Origin of the sequence: Roseomonas sp. FDAARGOS_362 (genome assembly GCF_002754815.1) — a bacterium.
GTDB lineage: Bacteria > Pseudomonadota > Alphaproteobacteria > Acetobacterales > Acetobacteraceae > Roseomonas > Roseomonas mucosa.
On the sequence record NZ_CP024588.1, the window covers coordinates 1,981,184 to 1,998,397 of the forward strand.

Below are 17,214 nucleotides of genomic sequence, written 5' to 3' on the forward strand. Positions count from 1 at the left end.
ACGACGCTCAACGCTCGATCACCTCCACCCCCTCCGGCAGCCCGTCGCGATCGACAGTGATGTCGTAATCAGCGAAGCTGCGGGCGGCAGGCCAGTTGTCGATCGTCTCCGCGCCCACGGGGTGGCGGCTCTCCCCCTTGCGCCGCCAGCAGCGCACCCGGTCGAAGAGGTCGCTGGCCCGCGCATTGCCCAGCGCCGTGGCGTGCCGGAACACCACCAGGCGTCGCGTGGCCATCTCGCCCCGGGCGGCGGAGCGGTCATGCTCGAACATCTGCATCAGCCCCTCGAACAGCAGGTCGAGATCGGCTTCGGAGAAGCCCGTGCCCTTGACCGGATGCGAGGCGAGTGGCGCGGAAACGAAGCCGTGCGCGCGGTAGAGACCGTAGGGGATAATGTGCTTGCGGCCCATGGTGCGGCCACCCTTCTCCTCCGCATCCTTCTCGGTGGTGGCCGCGAGACGGGTGATGGAGATCTCCAGCGGCAGCACCGGCTCGACCGAGGTGGCGAAGGTAAGCTGCACCGGCCCGCGCACCTGCCCGGCATTGACTCCCGTGGTCATCACCGCGCCAAAGCTGCGGATGTCCCAGAAATTCGCACACATCCAGCGCGTCAGGGCCTGGGACTTGGCCTCGTCCTTCGGCAGCTTCTTCTGTTCGTCGGCCTTGGTCACCTCCGGCATCACGGCGGCCCAGGCGCGCCTGTGCTCGACGTTCAGCGTAGCTCCATCGCGCATGTAGATCTCGTGCCCCGGCCGGTCGCCCCGGGCAAGCGCCACGTAGTTGCGCAGCTTGCGCTTCAGCGCGACGTCCGACACCAGACCGCGGTTGGTCTCGGGGTCCAGGCGCGGCAGGTTGCCCGCATCCGGATCACCGTTCGGGTTGCCGTTGGTGACGTCAAAGAACAGCACGAACTCGTGCCGCCGGGTCAGCGCGGCCGTCTCACTCATCGATGTCGCCTTCCTTGCTCTCTTCCTCGTCCGCGATCTGCCCGGCGGATTTGCTGCCGATGCGCGCGCTGCGCTGGTGGTAGTAGCCGATAGCGAACTCCCCCTGCTTCTGCAGCGCAAGCGAGCGCGGCAGCGAGGGCGGGAGCTGCGCGAAGATCTGGTCGATCTCCTTCTCGATCCAGCCACCCTTGCCTTCCTTGCGCAGCCGGCCGAGATGGTTCTGTACCCCCCGCAGCAGCAGCGGGAAGACGTTGGCCGGCGTGGCGGAGGCGGCGCCGAAGTAGCGGTCGCGGATGGTGGCGTTCACCTTGCCCAGCGAGACGCGCTGGGCGATCTCGGCCATCGCGAAGAGTCGGCCGAGTTGATAGGCCGAACTGGCATTCTCCCGATCGAGGCTCACGGGCGGCGATTCCTTTCGATGGTGCGAGGCGAGCACGGCGCGGATCGCGGCGGCGTGCCAGCCGGTGCCGGCATCGTCGCCCGCGCGCAGCCGAATGATGGCGGTGGCGAGCAGGCTGCGCGGATAGGGCGTGCCGGCGAGGATGGCGCGCGTCACCTCCCCGGCGAGCAGAGGCGGGATGTTGTCGAACTTCTCCTGCAGGGCGACGGTCTTCACCAGCAGACGGTTCACCGAGGGCGGCAACGCGCGCCAGGGCGGCGGCTCGATCGCCAGCGCCGCATAGTGGTCGGCTAGCCTACGGGCAAAGACGGTGAAGTCGTCCGACAGCCAGAAGCGCACGGAAAGACGCGCGGCATTGGGTGCGAGGCCCAGGATGTGGAAGCGCACGCCCTCGGTGAGCTTCGGGTCGGCGTCGCGCAGCGGGCGGCCCTCATGCAGCGCGGCGAGAAGGGCGCGCAGCTTCGCGGCCTCCTCGCCGTCGCGCGCCGGATCACCCTCCGGGGCGGGCGGGTTGAACAGGGTATCGAAGGCGCTCTCGGCCGCCTCGGCTGTCTCCTCGCCGACATCCGAGGCATCGGCCCAGAACACCACGGTGGTGTCGCCGACCGGGCGCGGCAGGCGATTGCGGCTGCCGCGGTCCAGCATGCGGTTCAGCGCGGCGCCGTAGCGGAAGGCGACCGCCTCCGAGGTCGGGGCATTCGCGCCCTGCTCCTGGCCGTAGGAACCGAAGGCTTCGAGGTTGAAGGAGACCAACGCCGCGCCGGAACTCTGCGCGCCCTCCACCCCCTTGATGGTCGGGTGCAGCCGCGTGATCGGCGCCTCCATGCCGGAAACGAGGCAGATGGCGCGCTTCCCCTCGCCACCCCCGCGCGCCGCGACCAGAGCGCGCGCGGCCTCCCGTTCATGCAGATAGCGGTGCTCGCCCTCCAGCGCGAAGATCAGGTTGACGTCCAGCATCTCCGCCTCGAAAGGCGGCGCGTCGAAGCGTTCTGGCTGCCAGGCTTCCAGGAAGCGGCGCAGTGCGAGCAGCCCCGGGTCCTTCGTTTCCGCCAGCAGGTCCAGATGGAGCTTGCGGAAGGCCGCGTGCTCGTCGGCGGTGCGGCGCCCCTGGCCGGCAGTGCGGCCGAGCACATAGGCGCTCTTGTCCCAGAGCAGATTGGGCGAGATGCCCGCCGTCCGCTTGACGGCGGCCGGCACTTCCACCAGGCGAGGCTGCAGCTTCCTGCCGACTTGCTCACGCAAGTCCTTCTGATTGACCGGCTCGCCCTCCGGGGAGAGCAGGATGGCAAAGCCGATCTTCTCGCGGGAGTAGCCGGGCGCCTCCGCCTCCCCCCGCGCTGCCATACGGTCATAGTAGCGGTCGAGCGATTGAAGGATGGTCACGTCGCGCTGCCCTCCTCCAGGCAGGCGCGCACATCCACCACCCCGTCACGCATCCGTGCCCGGAAGAAGCGCGAGACCGCGCCCGCCTCATGGTCGATGTCGTGCAGCATCCAGCCCAGGTCGCGGTCGCGCTGGTCCGGCGGCAGGGTGCTCGCCGGCAGCGGGGCCCCGGGCGGGAGCAGCGCGAACTCCGCGGCGAACTCCCGTGTGCCGAGGCAGGGGCGATGGAAGCACTGCCCGGCCTCGGCGCGCCGGTTGAACATCGACAGGTGCTTGGCCGGCGTGTCCTCGGCGCCAGCGCGCGGCGTCATGACGAAATGCGCCTCGATCACATAGGCAACGTCGACGAGCAGGGTGGCGGCCCGCTGCTGCCGCACCTCCTCCATCACCATCCCCAGCCCGGCGACGGAGCCTGCCCGCATGGCGCGTTCCGCCGTGGGGCCGGGGATCTTGCTGGACACCTCGTTGCGGCGGAAGGACTGGAAGCGGATCGGGCGAAGGACATGGAGCCGGTCCACCACCCAGCGGATCGCCGGCTTCCAGTGGATCGCTTCCAGAATGCCGCGCGCGGCGGAAGGGGTGATGACGTCGTAGGAAACACGCTCGACCTTCATCTCCGGGCGGGAGAAGCAGGCGCGGTCACCCCAGACATGCAGCCGGACGCCGAAGCTCATGCCGGGTGCCACGAAAACAGCATGTCTCCCTCCCGAGTTGGCCCGCATCCAGAACGCGAAGATGCCAGACCGATTCGCATCTGGCCCCGTGGAGAAAGATATACGCTCCGTCGTCGCGCGAAAGATGTTCTGGGGACGATATCGTTACGGGAAAATCCCACCGCCCCGATCCTGAGCCGCGGCCGGCAGACGAGGTCTCACCATACATTCTCCTCCACCCGCCGGAGCAGCGCACTGTCCCCCAGCCGCAACCCCGTCTGCTGGTCGTAAGGCGCCTCGGCCACGAAGGTCAGCAGTGCATCGCCCAGCCCGACATGCACCGGGCGCAGTGCCCCTGTCGCGAGCCACTGCGCCCGCGCTTGCCGCGGCACGGACACCGTGTAAGGCTGCAGCTTCCGCAGGTCGGCGGGCAGTGGCCGATCCATCGCCTCGATCTTCCGCAGCAGCTCCTTGGCCTCCGAATCCCAGGCGACGACGACCGGCAGCATGGTTTCGTCGATCAGCCGGAAGGCCTCGGACAGGCTGCGGAAGGGGAACTCGCCGCTCCTCCGCCCCTCGGCGAGGGCCGGCAGCACGCCGCGATACCCGTCCACCATGGTCGCATCCAATGCCTCGTCACCCTGCGTCCAGTACAGCGCCTGGAAGTAGGCCCGGATGGCCTCCAGCCCCAACGGGTCCTCCGTGCGCCCCAGCACGCCCTGCGCCGCCTGCCGGAACCGCTTCAGGCTGTGCGGCACCTTGTCCTCCTGCGGCGTGAACACCACCACCCGCCCGGCCGGCAGCTCCCCATGACGGTTGCAGCGGCCCGCCGCCTGGGCGATGGAATCCAGCCCCGCCTCGGCACGCCAGACCTCGGGCAGCGAGATGTCCACGCCTGCCTCGATCAGGCTGGTGGAGACCAGCCGCACCGGCCCACCGTCACGCAGCCGCTTCCGCGCCTGGGCGAGCACCTCCCGACGGTGCTTCGCGCACATCAGCGTGCTGAGATGCATCGCCCCGGGCAGTTCGCGGATCGCTTCGTACAGCGCCGCGGCATGCGCGCGGCTGTTGACGATGCACAGCATCTGCGGCTGGTCCGCGAAGCGCGTGGCGATTGCGGCGTCGGATACGGGCTGCGGCATCACCTCAACCCGCACGCGCTTCAGCGCGGCGTAGAGGGCACGGGGCTCCGGGGCCAGCTCGCGCGTGTCGTCGAGGTCGAATCCGCCCTTGAAGCCGTCCTTCTGTCGCAGCGCCGGCTGGGTCGCGGTGCAGAGCACGACGCTGCTGCCGTAGTTGCGCGCCAGCTCCTCCAGCGCCGCCATGCAGGGGCGCAGCACTGGCAGCGGCAGGGTCTGTGCCTCGTCCAGCACGATCACCGCCTTGGCCAGGTTGTGCAGCTTGCGGCAGCGGGAGGTGCGGCTGGCGAAAAGGCTCTCGAAGAACTGCACCGCGGTGGTGACGACGATCGGCGCGTCCCAGTTCTCCGCCGCGCGCTTCAGCCGGGTGAGGCTGTCCGGCTCCGTCCCCTCCTCCGATTTCGGGCCTTCCCAGTCCACGCCGGAATGGTGCTCCAGCACGTCGTCCTGCGTGCCCAGGGCGCTGCGGAACACGTCGACGGTCTGTTCGATGATCGCGGTGAAGGGCACCACACAGACCACGCGCCGCAGCCCATGCCGGCGCGCATGCTCCAGCGCGAAGGCGAGCGAGGTCAGCGTCTTGCCGCCGCCGGTGGGCACGGTGAGGGTGAAGAGGCCCGGTGCCAGCGCGGCCTTCGCCCGCGCATGCTTCAGCACCCGCTGCCGCAGCGCGTTGATATCGGGCGCTCCCGTCGTCGGCAGGGCTGCCAGGGACGCTTCGAGTCGCTGGCGGAGCATGTCCAGCGGGCTATGGCCGCCGCGGTGCGGGGCCCCGCCCCTGGACCGGGCAAAGAAGGCCTCCGTCGCCAGGAAATCGGCATCCACCAGGCACGAGAACAGCATCCGCGTCAGGAATGCCTGGGAGAAGCCGGGATGAGGGGAGGGCTGGAAGCCGGCTGGCGGCACCATCGCCTGGGCGGGCGGCAAGGGGCCGGTATGCGCCTGCCACCCATCATATGGTTCCAGCCGGTAATCCACACCGAAGCGCGTGGCCCGCAGTTTCTTGCCATCGGCCAACCCAGCATGGTGCGCCGCGATGATGCCAGCCAGCAGCCATCCCACCCCTTTTGGATAGCTGTTCAGGGCCTCCCTTGCTCCGGCCGTGGAATGGTCCGGTCCCTTACGACCTGGGACCGCCGGGGACGCGATGTAGGCCTGATAAGCGCTGGAGACTTTTCCGATGTCATGAAGGAGGCCGGCGATTCGCGCCATTTCTGACCATCCAAAGGCGGCTGCGAAGGAAGCCGCCCGGGTGGAGACATCCTGAAGATGGGAAGAGAGTTCCTCCCAGGAAACGGCTTCCTTGCCTTGAATGGAATGGGCGTACTTCCGCATTGACCTTCCCGATCGTTCTTCTGTGACAGTATCTCTGGTTCCTGCCGGAGGTTGTCGACAGCCGCGGCCAGACGATCGACTTCCTGCTCTCGGCCAGGCGGGACGCGGCGGCCGCGAAGCGCTTCTTCCGCAAGGCGCTGGGGCAGCCGCATACGGTCAACCCTCGTACCATCACGGTGGACAAGAACCCGGCCTGTCCGTCTGCCATCGAGCAGTTGAAAGGGAATGGCGAGCTGTGGCGCTTCTCCCGCCTGCGGCAATGCAAGTTCCTCAACAACATCGTGGAACAGGACCATCGGCGCGTGAAACGCCTGGTCAGACCGGGGCCTGGCTTCGGCAGTTTCCATATGGCGCGACGAACACTGGCGGGCCGCGAGGCGATGGCCATGAACGGGAAGGGACAGGTTCGGTATATCGGCGGGCGGGACATGCGGGTCCAGGCGAGTTCCATCGCCGAGCTGTTCCAGGCTGCTGCCTGATCCGCCTGCTATCCACGCCATTTGCTGCCCGCCGCAAACTGCGCAACACAACCAACGAGGATGTCCAGCACCACCTCGTGCCGGTCTACCGCTCACCGGAAATAGTGCAGCACGCCATTGATGCGCAGAAGCACCTCATCGAGGTGCCAGATGTCGCTCGGCTTCGGACGGCGCCGCCGCAGCTTGGCCGCGAACTCCGGGCCGAACTTCCGGCACCAGCCCCGGATGCTCTCGTGCGTGACGGTGATGCCCCGCTCCGCCAGGATCAGTTCCCCCCGACCCGCAGCCGGAAGATCCCGATTCCCTACGATAAGGCACTCTACCGCCAGAGCCATCGCATCGAGGATTGGCGCCGCGTCGCCATGCGCTACGACCGCTGTGCCCATACCTTCCTCTCAGCCATCTCCCTCGCCGCCACCGTCCTCTTCTGGATCAATGAGTCCTGCGCCTAGGCGGCCAGGACCACCCCCATGGCTGCCGTCAGGACGACGGCCAGCCAGACCGGAACCCGCCACCAGACCAGTGCAGCGAAGGCCAGCACGGCAATGGCGAAGTCGGCAGGGGTACGGACGGTGGATATCCAGATCGGGTCGAACAGGGCCGCGGCGAGGATGCCGACGACCGCGGCGTTGACGCCCTGCATGGCAGCGCGTGCCGCCGGCCGGTGCCGCAGCGCGTCCCAGAAGGGCAGCATGCCGTACATCAGCAGGATGCCCGGCAGAAACACCGCCAGCAACGCGAGCACCGCCCCGGCAATGCCGTTCGGCGCCAGATTCTGCGCGGCGCCCACGAAGGCGGCAAAGGTGAAAAGCGGCCCGGGCACCGTCTGGACCACGCCGTAGCCCGCGAGGAACCGGTCGGCGCTGATCCAGCCGGCTGGCACATAGGCACGCTCCAGAAGCGGCAGCACGACGTGCCCGCCGCCGAAGACCAGCGACCCGGCCTGGTAGAATGCCTCGACCGTGGCGACCGCGTGGGACCCGGTGACCGTGGCCAGCACGGGCAGGCCGATCAGCAGGACGGGGAACAGGACGAGGGCTGCGGCCGCGGCACCGCGAGAAACCTGGAACGGCATCGCCGCGCCCGGCGGCCCCGCATCGCCGCCCCGGTAAAGGACAAGGCCCGCCGCGCCACCGGCGAGGATCACGCCGACCTGGGTGAAGGCGAAGGGCAGGAGCAGGACCGCGACGGTGGCCAGCACCGCGATCGTCCGCCGCGGCCGATCCGGGCACAGGCTTCCCCCCATGCCACGGACGGCCTGCGCCACCACGGCGACAGCAACCAGCTTGAGGCCATGCACGATGCCCACGCCCATGCCGCCCGTCGCCCACTCCACCCCATAGGCCGCCAGCAGCATCACCACGGCCGACGGCAGGGTGAAGCCGAGCCAGGCCGCGCACCCGCCGGGCAGGCCGCCCCGCAGCACGCCGAGCGAGAAGCCGACCTGGCTGCTGGCCGGACCTGGAAGAAACTGGGCCAGCGCGACGAGATCGGCATAGCCCTTCTCGTCGAGCCAACGGCGGCGGGTCACGAACTCGTCCTGGAAATAGCCGAGATGGGCGACCGGTCCACCGAAGGAGGTCAGGCCCAGGCGAAGAAAGAGCAGCAGGATTCCGAGAAAGCTCCCGCGCTGATCCCCGGCATTCTCCGGGCGCCGGGAACAACGGGAAAGGCCGTCCATGCGCAGTTCCTTCAGGGAACGGCAATCTGGGTCACGGGCTGCGACCTGTCCAATGAAGATCCCGAATCGCGGCCCGATGCCGCGGAGAGGCCGTCCAAGGCCGGCAGCGGCCATGACACCTCCCATCCCTCACCAACAAAAGGAAAATCTTCCTAATTGCGGCCCACCGTGCTACACTTCTTCCCATGCTCCTCCCCCGCCTCTCCCCACCCCAGCCCTTTCGCCCCCTCACCGATGCCGAGTGGCACGCCCTCCTCCCCTATCTCCTCCCCCGCACCCCGGCCGGCCGCCGCGTCGCGGACCTCCGCCGCCGCATGGACGCCATCTTCCATCTCGCCCTCACCGCCTCCCCCTGGCGCGCACTGCCCGCCCACTACGGCAACCCCGACAGCATCGCCCGCCATTTCCGCCGCCTCACCCATGCCGGCCTCTGGGAACACCTCCTCAAGGTTCTGGCCACCGCCGCCCCCACCCACCCGCTCCGCGCCATCGAGCACCGGATCTGCCGCGCCGCCCGCCGCGCCCACCGCATCCTGGGCTTCCGCCTGGTCCTGCTCGCCCGCCGCCTGGGGCTCCGCTCCGCCCTCCCCGGCCCGCCCTGGCTGCTGCCCGATCCCGATTTGTCCGAAACCCTCGCCCACGCCAAAATCCCTGTCTTCACAGGCGCCTACGGCACTATCGGCCCCTACCGTGCCCTGCTCCGGACGTTGCGCGCCCTCCACCGCACCGCCGCCGGCCGCGCGCGCCTGCCCAACCGCCTGCGCCACGCCTGGCCATGACCCCGCCGCCCCTCCCTCCGGGAAAACCGCGCCCCCGGAACCACAGATCCGGCTTTCCGTCCCCCGCCCTGCCACCACCCGCCCCCCTGGCGCGTTGTGCGCGGCAACGAGCCTTGCGCCCCCGGCGCGGCCCTGAGCACGGAGAGCCGAAACAGTGATCCCCGAAACCCCGCGTGCGACGGCGCGTCTGCAGTTCCACAAGGACTTCACGCTGGACGACGCGGTGCCGCTGGTGCCCTATTACAAGGCGCTCGGCATCAGCCACCTCTACGCCTCGCCGCTGCTCAAGGCGCGCCCCGGCTCCACCCACGGCTACGACATCGTGGACCCCACCCGAATCAACCCGGAGGTCGGGGGAGAGGAAGCCCTGCAACGCCTCGTCGCCGCCCTGCACGCGGCGGACATGGGCCTCATCCTCGACATCGTGCCCAACCACATGGGCGTGGGCGGCGCCGACAACGGCTGGTGGCTGGACGTGCTGGAATGGGGCCCGCGCTCGCCCTTCGCCAGCTTCTTCGACATCGACTGGAACCCCGCCGACCCGGCGCTGAAGGACAAGCTCCTCGCCCCCTTCCTCGGCGGCCCCTATGGCACCGTGCTGGAATCGGGCGACCTCGCCCTGCATTTCGAGCCGGAAAGCGGCAAGATCTACGCCGAGTATTTCGAGCACCGCTTCCCCATCGCCCCCGCCACCTATGCGACGATCCTGCGCGCCACCGGCGACGCCTCGCTCGACGGCATCGCCCAGGTCTTCGCCGGCATCGCACAGCCGGGGAGCGCGGAGGCCATGCGCGCCGCCGCCGGCGTGGCGCTGGACGTCCTCGCCCGCTTCGCGAAGGAACCGGGTGGACAGGCCAGGATCGCATCCGTCCTCGCCGCCTTCGACCCGAAGCAACCCGAGAGCCGCACCCGCCTGCACCATCTGCTGGAGGCGCAGAACTACCGCCTCGCCTGGTGGCGCGCCGCCACCGACGAGATCAACTGGCGCCGCTTCTTCGACGTCACCAGCCTGGGCGGCCTGCGCCAGGAGGTCCCCGAGGTCTTCGAGGCCACGCACGAGCTGATCCTGAAGCTCTATGCAGAGGGCGCGATCGACGGCGTGCGCGTGGACCATGTGGACGGCCTCGCCGACCCGCGCGCCTATTGCCGCAAGCTCCGCCGCCGCCTGCGCGCCGCCGGCCGCCACCGCCCTGCCACCGCGCCGAAGGGGGAGCCGCTCCTGCTGGTCGAGAAGATCCTCGCCCCGCACGAGCGCCTGCGCCAGGACTGGATGGTGGACGGCACCACCGGCTACAACTTCATGGACGAGGTCGCGGGCCTCCTCCACGACCCGGCCGGCGAGGAACGCCTGACCCGGCTCTGGGCCGACCTCACCGCCCGCTCCCCCCGCTTCGAGGACGAGGCCCGCGAGGCCCGCCGCCAGATCCTGCGGGAGAACCTCGCCTCCGAGCTGAACGGCACCGCCACCGCCCTGCACCGCATCGCCCAGACCGACCTCGCCACGCGCGACTTCACCCTCACCGCGATCCGCCGCGCCATCTCCGAGGTCCTGGCGCATTTCCCCGTCTACCGCACCTACGTCTCCATGGCCGGCCGCAACGAGGAGGACGAGCGCACGCTGGAATGGGCGCTCGCCGGCGCCCGCCGCACCGTGCGCGCCACCGAGCGTCCCCTGCTCGACCTGCTCGATGGCTGGCTCGGCGGCGAGGTGCCGCGCAGCCTGCCCATCGCCGGCCGCCGCCAGCGCCTGCGCGCCGCGGTGCGCTTCCAGCAGCTCTCCGCCCCCGTCGCCGCCAAGTCGGTCGAGGACACCGCCTTCTACCGCTACGGCCGCCTGATCTCGCGCAACGAGGTCGGCTCCGAACCCGGCCACCTCACCGAAAGCCCCGCCTCCTTCCACGCCATGTGCCGGGAACGCGCGCGCCACTTCCCGCGGGAGATGCTCGCCACCGCCACCCACGACCACAAGCGCGGCGAGGACAACCGCATCCGTCTCGCGGTCATCTCGGAGCTGCCGGAGGAATGGGCCACGGCGCTGACCCGCTGGACCCGCCTGAACAACAGCCTGAAGCGCGAGGTGGACGGCACCCCGGCGCCGGACGCGGTGGACGAGCTGATGCTCTACCAGACCCTGGTCGGCGCCTGGCCGCTGGATCTCGACCCCGCGGACGAGCAGGGCGTGCAGGACCTCATCCAGCGCGTCGCCGCCTGGCAGGAGAAGGCCCTGCGCGAAGGCAAGCGCCGCTCGGAATGGGCCGTGCCGAACGAGGCCTATGAATCCGCCTGCCAGGACTTCCTGCGCAACATCCTGGCCGCCGACCGCGCCAGCCACATGCGGGAGGAGATCGCCGGCTTCGCCCTGCGCCTCGCCCCCGCCGGGGCGGTGAACGGGCTGGCGCAGACGCTGATCCGCTGCACCTCCCCCGGCATCCCGGACCTGTACCAGGGCACGGAGTTCTGGGACTTCTCCCTGGTGGACCCGGACAACCGCCGCCCGGTGGACTTCCCCGCCCGGCGGGCGGCGCTGGAGGCGGGCGAGTCCCCCGCCGGCCTCCTTTCCCACTGGAAGGACGGGCGGGTGAAGCAGGCAGTGATCGCCCGCGCCCTGGCGCTCCGCGCCCAGCGGCCGGAGCTCTTCGCGGAGGGCGACTACCTGCCCCTGGAGATCCAGGGCGCGAAGGCGGCGCACCTCCTGGCCTTCGCCCGGCGCCGGGGAGGCCAAGCGGCGATCACGGTGGTCACGCGCCTGCCGGCGGCCCTGCTGGGCGAGGCGGGGCAGCCCCTGGTCCCCGCCGAGGCCTGGGGCGACACCGCCATCCTCCTGCCGCCGGACATGCCGGGGGCGCTCACCGACGTGCTGAACGGCGGAGAGGTGCCAGCCCCGGATGGCTCGCTCCGCGCCGCCACCCTGCTCGCGCGGCTCCCGGTCGCACTGCTCTCCCTTGGTTGAGTTCCACGAAGCGATCCGAAACCAGGCCGGGCGCCTTGCCCGGCCGGTTTTTTCCCTGGACGTAACGGGCGCCTATCCGCACAACCATGACAAGAAGCCTTGGAACCGCTCGCGAGGCGCGAGAGGATGGGCCCAGATCTCCCCGCTTCCGCCCTTCCAGGAGGACATGCCCGCGTGAACATCACCGACCTGCCCGCCCCCGCCCGCGAGGCGACCGAAGGCGCGGTCTCGCCGGAGACCTTCCGCCAGAGGATCCTCGACCGGCTGACGTATCAGGTCGGCGGCTCGCCGGAACGGGCAAGCAAGCGGGACTGGTTCCTGGCCACCGCCCTGGCGACGCGCGACCTGGTGATGGACCACTGGCGCTCCTCGAATGCCGACACGCTGGCCCGGGGCGACAAGCGGGTCTGCTACCTCTCGATGGAGTTCCTGATCGGCCGGCTGCTGGCGGACACGCTGGGCAACCTGCGGATCACCGAGACGGCGCGGGAGGCCCTGTCGGGCCTCGGCGTGGATCTCGATGCCATCGCCGCACAGGAGATGGACGCGGCCCTGGGCAATGGCGGGCTCGGCCGGCTGGCCGCCTGCTTCATGGAAAGCCTGGCAAGCCTCGGCATCCCCGCCTTCGGCTACGGCATCCGCTACGAGCACGGGCTGTTCCGGCAGGTGATCCCCGCCGACGGCACCCAGCACGAACTGCCGGAGGACTGGCTCTCCCTCGGCAATCCCTGGGAGTTCGAGCGCGCCAACCTGCGCTACAAGGTCGGCTTCGGCGGCCACGTGGCGGTGGATGGCGGGCGGCTCGTCTGGCATCCCGGGGAGACGGTGCGCGCCATCCCCTACGACACGCCCGTCACCGGCTGGCGCGGCAAGCGCATCAACACGCTGCGCCTCTGGTCGGCCCGGGCCAGCGACCCGCTGCACCTCGCCGCCTTCAATCATGGCGACCATCTGGGCGCGCAGGCTGAGCGGATCAGGGCGGAATCCATCTCCCGCGTGCTCTACCCGGGCGACGAGACCCCGGCCGGGCAGGAGCTGCGCCTGCGCCAGGAATACTTCTTCGCCTCGGCCTCGCTGCAGGACGTGCTGCGCCGCCACGTGGCGGAGTTCGACCGGCTGGACAATCTCGCCGACAAGGTCGCGGTGCAGCTGAACGACACGCATCCGGCGATCGGCGTGTCGGAGCTGATGCGCCTGCTGGTCGACATCCACCACATGGAATGGGACCTGGCCTGGGACATCACCCGCGCCGTCACCTCCTACACCAACCACACGCTGATGCCGGAGGCGCTGGAGACCTGGCCGGTCTCGCTGCTCGAACGCCTGCTGCCACGCAACATGCAGATCATCTACATGATCAACGCCCGGCACCTCGACACCGTGCGGAAGGAGCAGGGCGCGGACGACCGCCTGCTCGCCGCCGTCTCCATCATCGACGAGGAACACGGCCGCCGCGTGCGCATGGGCCATCTCGCCTTCATCGGGTCGCACCGGATCAACGGCGTCTCGGCGCTGCACACGCAGTTGATGAAGGACACGGTCTTCGCCGACCTGAACCGCGTCTGCCCCGGCCGCATCACCAACAAGACCAACGGCATCACCTTCCGCCGCTGGCTGCTGCGCGCCAATCCCGGCCTGACCAGGCTCCTGGTGGACACGCTGGGGGAGGAGGTGCTCGACAATCCGGAGAAGCTCGCCGGGCTGGTGCCGCATGCGGAGGAGGCGGAGTTCCGCCGCCGCTTCGCCGCGCAGCGCCGTGTCGCCAAGGAGAAGCTCACCCGCCTCATCCACGACCGGATCGGTCTCGCCGTCGATCCCGACGCGCTGTTCGACGTGCAGATCAAGCGCATCCACGAATACAAGCGCCAGCTCCTGAACATCCTGCAGGCGGTGGCGCTCTACAACGCCATGCGGGCACGGCCGATGAACGAATGGGTGCCGCGGGTGAAGATCTTCGGCGGCAAGGCGGCGGCCAGCTACTGGCAGGCCAAGCTGATCATCCGGCTGGCGCATGACGTGGCGCGCGTGGTCAACAACGATCCCACCCTGAACGGCATGCTCAGGATCGCCTTCCTGCCGAACTACAACGTTTCCCTCGCCGAGGCGATCATCCCCGCGGCCGACCTGTCGGAGCAGATCTCCACCGCCGGGCTGGAGGCCTCGGGCACCGGCAACATGAAGCTGGCGCTGAACGGCGCGCTGACCATCGGCACGCTGGACGGCGCCAATGTCGAGATCCGCGAGCATGTCGGCGCGGAGAACATCTTCATCTTCGGCCTGACCGCCGATCAGGTGACACGGAAGAAGGCCGCCGGCTACGACGCCCGCGAGGCGGTGGCGGCCTCTCCCGCCCTGTCGCAGGTCCTCGATGCCATCCGCGGCGGCGTCTTCTCTCCGGACGAACCGGACCGCTATGCCGGGCTGGTGGACGGGCTGCTGAACGACGACCGCTTCCTGGTGACGGCGGATTTCGACAGCTACGACGCCACGCAGCGCGAGGTCGCGGCCCGCTGGCGCGAGCCGGAGTCCTGGTGGCGCAGCGCGGTGCTGAACACCGCCCATGTCGCCTGGTTCTCCTCCGACCGCACGATCCGCGAATATGCCGAGGATATCTGGGACACGCCGCCGCGATGAGGCGGGAGGTCCCGCCCCCGGCCCGCTTATCGCATGATCTCGTGGTACAGCGCCGCGTACTGGCGGGCCGGGCGGGACCAGCCCACATCCGCCGTCATGGCGTTGTGCTGCATCCGCTCCCAGGTGGCGCGGTTGCGCCACAGGACGCCGAGGCGGGCAAAGGCCAGTTCCAGCGCCTCCCGCGTCGTGGGCGCGAATTGCAGGCCGTTCGCCACCCCGGCCGCCAGCGCCGCTTCGTTGGCGTCGATCACCGTGTCGGCCAGGCCGCCGACCCGCGAAACCAGCGGCAGGGCGCCATAGCGCAGCGCGCAGAGCTGGGTGAGGCCGCAAGGCTCGAAGCGCGAGGGCACCAGCAGCGCGTCGCAGCCCGCCTGGATGCGGTGCGCCAGGGCCTCGTCATAGCCGAGCACGGCACCCACCCGTCCAGGCCAGGCCTGGGTGGCGGAAAGGAAGCCTTCCTCCAGCGTCTTGTCGCCCGCGCCGAGCAGGGCGAGTTGCATGCCGCCCTCGGTCAGCGCCGGCAGGGCGGCGAGGACGAGGTCCATCCCCTTCTGCCAGGTCAGCCGGCTGACCACGCCCAGCAGCGGCGCCAAGGCATCCACCTCCAGCCCCATCGCCGCCTGCAACGCTGCCTTGTTCGCGGCCCGTCGCTCCGGATGCTTCCGGTCATAGGGCTCGGCCAGCAGGAGATCGGCGGCGGGGTCCCAGACCGTCTCGTCGATGCCGTTCAGGATGCCGGAGACATCCGCCCCGCGCGAGCGCAGCAGGCCGTCGAGCCCCATGCCTCCCTCCGGCGTACGGATCTCGGCGGCGTAGCTGGGCGAGACGGTGGTGATCCGGTCGGCGAAGTAGAGCCCGGCCTTCAGGAAGCCGATGGCGCCGTAATACTCCACCCCGTCGATCGACCAGGCTTCCGGCGGCAGGCCCAGTTCCGCCAGCAGGTGCGGCGGGAACTGCCCCTGGAAGGCGAGGTTGTGCACCGTCATCACGGTGCCCGGGCGGCGCCCCTCGCCATAATGCAGATAGGCCGGGGCGAGGCCGGCCTGCCAGTCATGTGCATGGACGATATCGGGCGTGAAACCGGGCAGCAGGCCCCGCGCCAGCCGCTCGGCCACGCGGCCCAGCGCGGCGAAACGCTGGGCGTTGTCGGGCCAGTCGCCCTCCGGCCCGGCATAGGGGTTGCCCTCGCGCCCGTAGAGATGCGGCGCCTCGATCGCCAGCACTTCCAGCTCCCCCGCCCGCCCCGACAGCAGCCGGGCCGGGCTGCCGAAGAGGTCCGGCAGTTCCGCCGCGACCTCCCCGTCCTCCAGCCGCCGCAGCACGGCGGGATAGCCGGGCAGCAGCGTGCGGGCGGCGAAGCCCTCCCGCGCCAGGGCTGCCGGCAAGGCGCCCGCGACATCGGCCAGCCCGCCGGTCTTGATCAGCGGATAGGCCTCCGAGGCCACCGACAGGACGGAAGGCATCAGTCGGACAGCCGGTCGATCATCGGCTGGGTGATCAGGCAGACGCCCTTGTCGGTCCGGCGGAAGCGCCGCGCGTCCAGTTCCGGGTCCTCGCCCACCACCAGCCCTTCCGGAATTCTGACCTCGCTGTCTATGACGACGTTGCGCAGGCGCGCATGACGCCCGATGTCGCAACGGGGAAGGATCACGGAGTTCTCGATCTCGCCATAGGAATGCACGTGCACGCTGGGGAAGATCAGCGACTTCCGCACCAGCGTGCCGGACACGATGCAGCCGCCCGAGATCAGGGAATCCATGGCCTGGCCGCGCCGGTCGTCGTCGTCATGGACGAACTTCGCCGGCGGCGTCAGCTCGCTGTAGGTCCAGATCGGCCATTCGTGGTCATAGAGGTCGAGCGCCGGCACCACGTCCGTCAGGTCCACATTCGCCTGCCAGTAGGCATCCACCGTGCCGACATCGCGCCAATAGGCCTCGGCCTGATCGCTGGAGCGGACGCAGGATTCGGCGAAGCGGTGCGCCACGGCGGTGCCGTGTTTCACCAGATAGGGGATGATGTCCTTGCCGAAGTCATGCTCCGAATGCGGCTCCGCCGCGTCGCGCCGCAATTGGTCGGCGAGGAAGGCGGTCTCGAAGACATAGATGCCCATGCTGGCCAGGGCCATCTCCGGATTGTCCGGCATGGCGGGCGGGTCCTTGGGCTTCTCCAGAAAGGAGATGATGCGGTCGTTCTCGTCCACATGCATCACGCCGAAGCCCGTGGCCTCCATGCGCGGGACTTCGATGCAGCCGACGGTGACGTCGGCACCGCTCTCGCAGTGCTGCCGCAGCATCTTCTCGTAGTCCATCTTGTAGACATGGTCGCCGGCGAGCAGGACGATGTAGCGCACGCCGTAGTTCTCGATGATGTCGAGGTTCTGGTACACCGCGTCGGCGGTGCCGGCGTACCAGGCGCTTTCCGAGACGCGCTGGCTGGCCGGCAGGATGTCGAAGCTCTCGTTGCGTTCCGGCCGCATGAAGTTCCAGCCGCGCTGGAGATGGCGGATCAGGCTGTGCGCCTTGTACTGCGTCGCCACGCCGATGCGCCGGATGCCGGAATTGATGGCATTCGACAGGGCGAAGTCGATGATCCGCGACTTGGCGCCGAAATAGACGGCGGGCTTGGCTCGCCGGTCGGTCAGCTCCATCAGCCGACTTCCTCGGCCGCCGGCCAGCACATAGGCCATCGCCTGACGCGCGAGCGGGGATCCTGCATGCGGCCGTAGAGGCATGAATGGGTGACTCCCTTCGACGACGCTTCCTCGTGCACGTCCATTATGGCGCGCCGGGCGACTGTCACACGCACAGAGCCGCAAGTCTCTGCCCGCCTGCGCTT

11 protein-coding genes and 2 pseudogenes are annotated in these 17,214 nt (G+C 69.6%); 5 read left to right on the plus strand and 8 right to left on the minus strand.

The features are described from left to right. Positions 1-7: 7 nt before the first annotated feature. The 4 genes from cas7c to CTJ15_RS14005 all read right to left on the minus strand — a co-directional run bounded on the left by cas7c (position 8) and on the right by CTJ15_RS14005 (position 5,856). Entirely contained in the window at positions 8-946 is a 939-nt protein-coding gene (gene cas7c, locus CTJ15_RS13990; RefSeq protein WP_099781636.1) for a type I-C CRISPR-associated protein Cas7/Csd2, read from the minus strand. Further along, positions 939-2,729: a type I-C CRISPR-associated protein Cas8c/Csd1 gene (gene cas8c / locus CTJ15_RS13995; protein ID WP_075822409.1), complete on the minus strand. Its 1,791-nt coding sequence runs from the start codon at positions 2,727-2,729 to the stop codon at positions 939-941. Before cas8c ends, cas7c begins: the two co-directional genes overlap by 8 nt. Continuing rightward, positions 2,726-3,403 carry a type I-C CRISPR-associated protein Cas5c gene (gene cas5c, locus CTJ15_RS14000; protein WP_058389756.1) on the minus strand — a complete coding sequence of 226 codons (678 nt, stop codon included), beginning with the start codon at positions 3,401-3,403 and terminating at the stop codon, positions 2,726-2,728. The genes cas8c and cas5c overlap by 4 nt, the downstream gene beginning before the upstream one ends. Before the next feature lie 197 nt (positions 3,404-3,600). Next, complete coding sequence (locus CTJ15_RS14005) at positions 3,601-5,856, minus strand: CRISPR-associated endonuclease Cas3'' (protein ID WP_099781637.1); 2,256 nt, start codon at positions 5,854-5,856, stop codon at positions 3,601-3,603. Between the two features lie 83 nt (positions 5,857-5,939). Here CTJ15_RS14005 and CTJ15_RS14010 point away from each other — a divergent pair, with 83 nt between their 5' ends. Then, the gene (locus CTJ15_RS14010; protein WP_255414150.1) at positions 5,940-6,335 is read left to right on the plus strand and encodes a DDE-type integrase/transposase/recombinase; all 396 of its coding nucleotides are present in this window, start codon (positions 5,940-5,942) and stop codon (positions 6,333-6,335) included. Between the two features lie 113 nt (positions 6,336-6,448). Here the strand turns inward: CTJ15_RS14010 and CTJ15_RS24815 are convergent. Continuing rightward, positions 6,449-6,607 (minus strand): annotated as a pseudogene (locus tag CTJ15_RS24815) (IS6 family transposase); the annotation flags it as partial. On the opposite strand from CTJ15_RS24815, the pseudogene CTJ15_RS24820 reads away from it, so the two are divergent. Further along, positions 6,608-6,787: pseudogene (locus CTJ15_RS24820) on the plus strand (IS5/IS1182 family transposase); the annotation flags it as partial. Here the strand turns inward: CTJ15_RS24820 and chrA are convergent. Next, a complete protein-coding gene (chrA, locus tag CTJ15_RS14020; RefSeq protein WP_099781638.1) occupies positions 6,784-8,016 on the minus strand; it encodes a chromate efflux transporter in 1,233 nt (410 codons plus the stop codon). The pseudogene CTJ15_RS24820 and the gene chrA overlap by 4 nt on opposite strands. Before the next feature lie 185 nt (positions 8,017-8,201). Here chrA and CTJ15_RS14025 point away from each other — a divergent pair, with 185 nt between their 5' ends. The 3 genes from CTJ15_RS14025 to CTJ15_RS14035 all read left to right on the plus strand — a co-directional run bounded on the left by CTJ15_RS14025 (position 8,202) and on the right by CTJ15_RS14035 (position 14,379). Continuing rightward, the gene (locus CTJ15_RS14025; protein WP_099781639.1) at positions 8,202-8,795 is read left to right on the plus strand and encodes a transposase; all 594 of its coding nucleotides are present in this window, start codon (positions 8,202-8,204) and stop codon (positions 8,793-8,795) included. Between the two features lie 154 nt (positions 8,796-8,949). After that, complete coding sequence (gene treY / locus CTJ15_RS14030) at positions 8,950-11,745, plus strand: malto-oligosyltrehalose synthase (RefSeq protein ID WP_099781640.1); 2,796 nt, start codon at positions 8,950-8,952, stop codon at positions 11,743-11,745. Positions 11,746-11,919: 174 nt separating this feature from the next. Continuing rightward, a complete protein-coding gene (locus tag CTJ15_RS14035) occupies positions 11,920-14,379 on the plus strand; it encodes a glycogen/starch/alpha-glucan phosphorylase (RefSeq protein ID WP_058390274.1) in 2,460 nt (819 codons plus the stop codon). A gap of 26 nt (positions 14,380-14,405) precedes the next feature. Here the strand turns inward: CTJ15_RS14035 and glgA are convergent, their stop codons facing one another. Next, positions 14,406-15,842, minus strand: a complete 1,437-nt coding sequence (gene glgA, locus CTJ15_RS14040; protein WP_058390273.1) for a glycogen synthase GlgA — start codon at positions 15,840-15,842, stop codon at positions 14,406-14,408. Continuing rightward, complete coding sequence (glgC, locus tag CTJ15_RS14045) at positions 15,842-17,065, minus strand: glucose-1-phosphate adenylyltransferase (protein WP_058390272.1); 1,224 nt, start codon at positions 17,063-17,065, stop codon at positions 15,842-15,844. Before glgC ends, glgA begins: the two co-directional genes overlap by 1 nt. Positions 17,066-17,214: the final 149 nt, after the last annotated feature.

Coding starts and splice junctions, on each gene's coding strand:
- cas5c (WP_058389756.1), bottom strand. CDS start 3,403: ATGAGCTTCGGCGTCCGGCTGCATGTCTGGGGTGACCGCGCCTGCTTC.
- CTJ15_RS14025 (WP_099781639.1), top strand. CDS start 8,202: ATGCTCCTCCCCCGCCTCTCCCCACCCCAGCCCTTTCGCCCCCTCACC.
- CTJ15_RS14005 (WP_099781637.1), bottom strand. CDS start 5,856: ATGCGGAAGTACGCCCATTCCATTCAAGGCAAGGAAGCCGTTTCCTGG.
- cas7c (WP_099781636.1), bottom strand. CDS start 946: ATGAGTGAGACGGCCGCGCTGACCCGGCGGCACGAGTTCGTGCTGTTC.
- glgC (WP_058390272.1), bottom strand. CDS start 17,065: ATGGCCTATGTGCTGGCCGGCGGCCGAGGAAGTCGGCTGATGGAGCTG.
- chrA (WP_099781638.1), bottom strand. CDS start 8,016: ATGGACGGCCTTTCCCGTTGTTCCCGGCGCCCGGAGAATGCCGGGGAT.
- glgA (WP_058390273.1), bottom strand. CDS start 15,842: ATGCCTTCCGTCCTGTCGGTGGCCTCGGAGGCCTATCCGCTGATCAAG.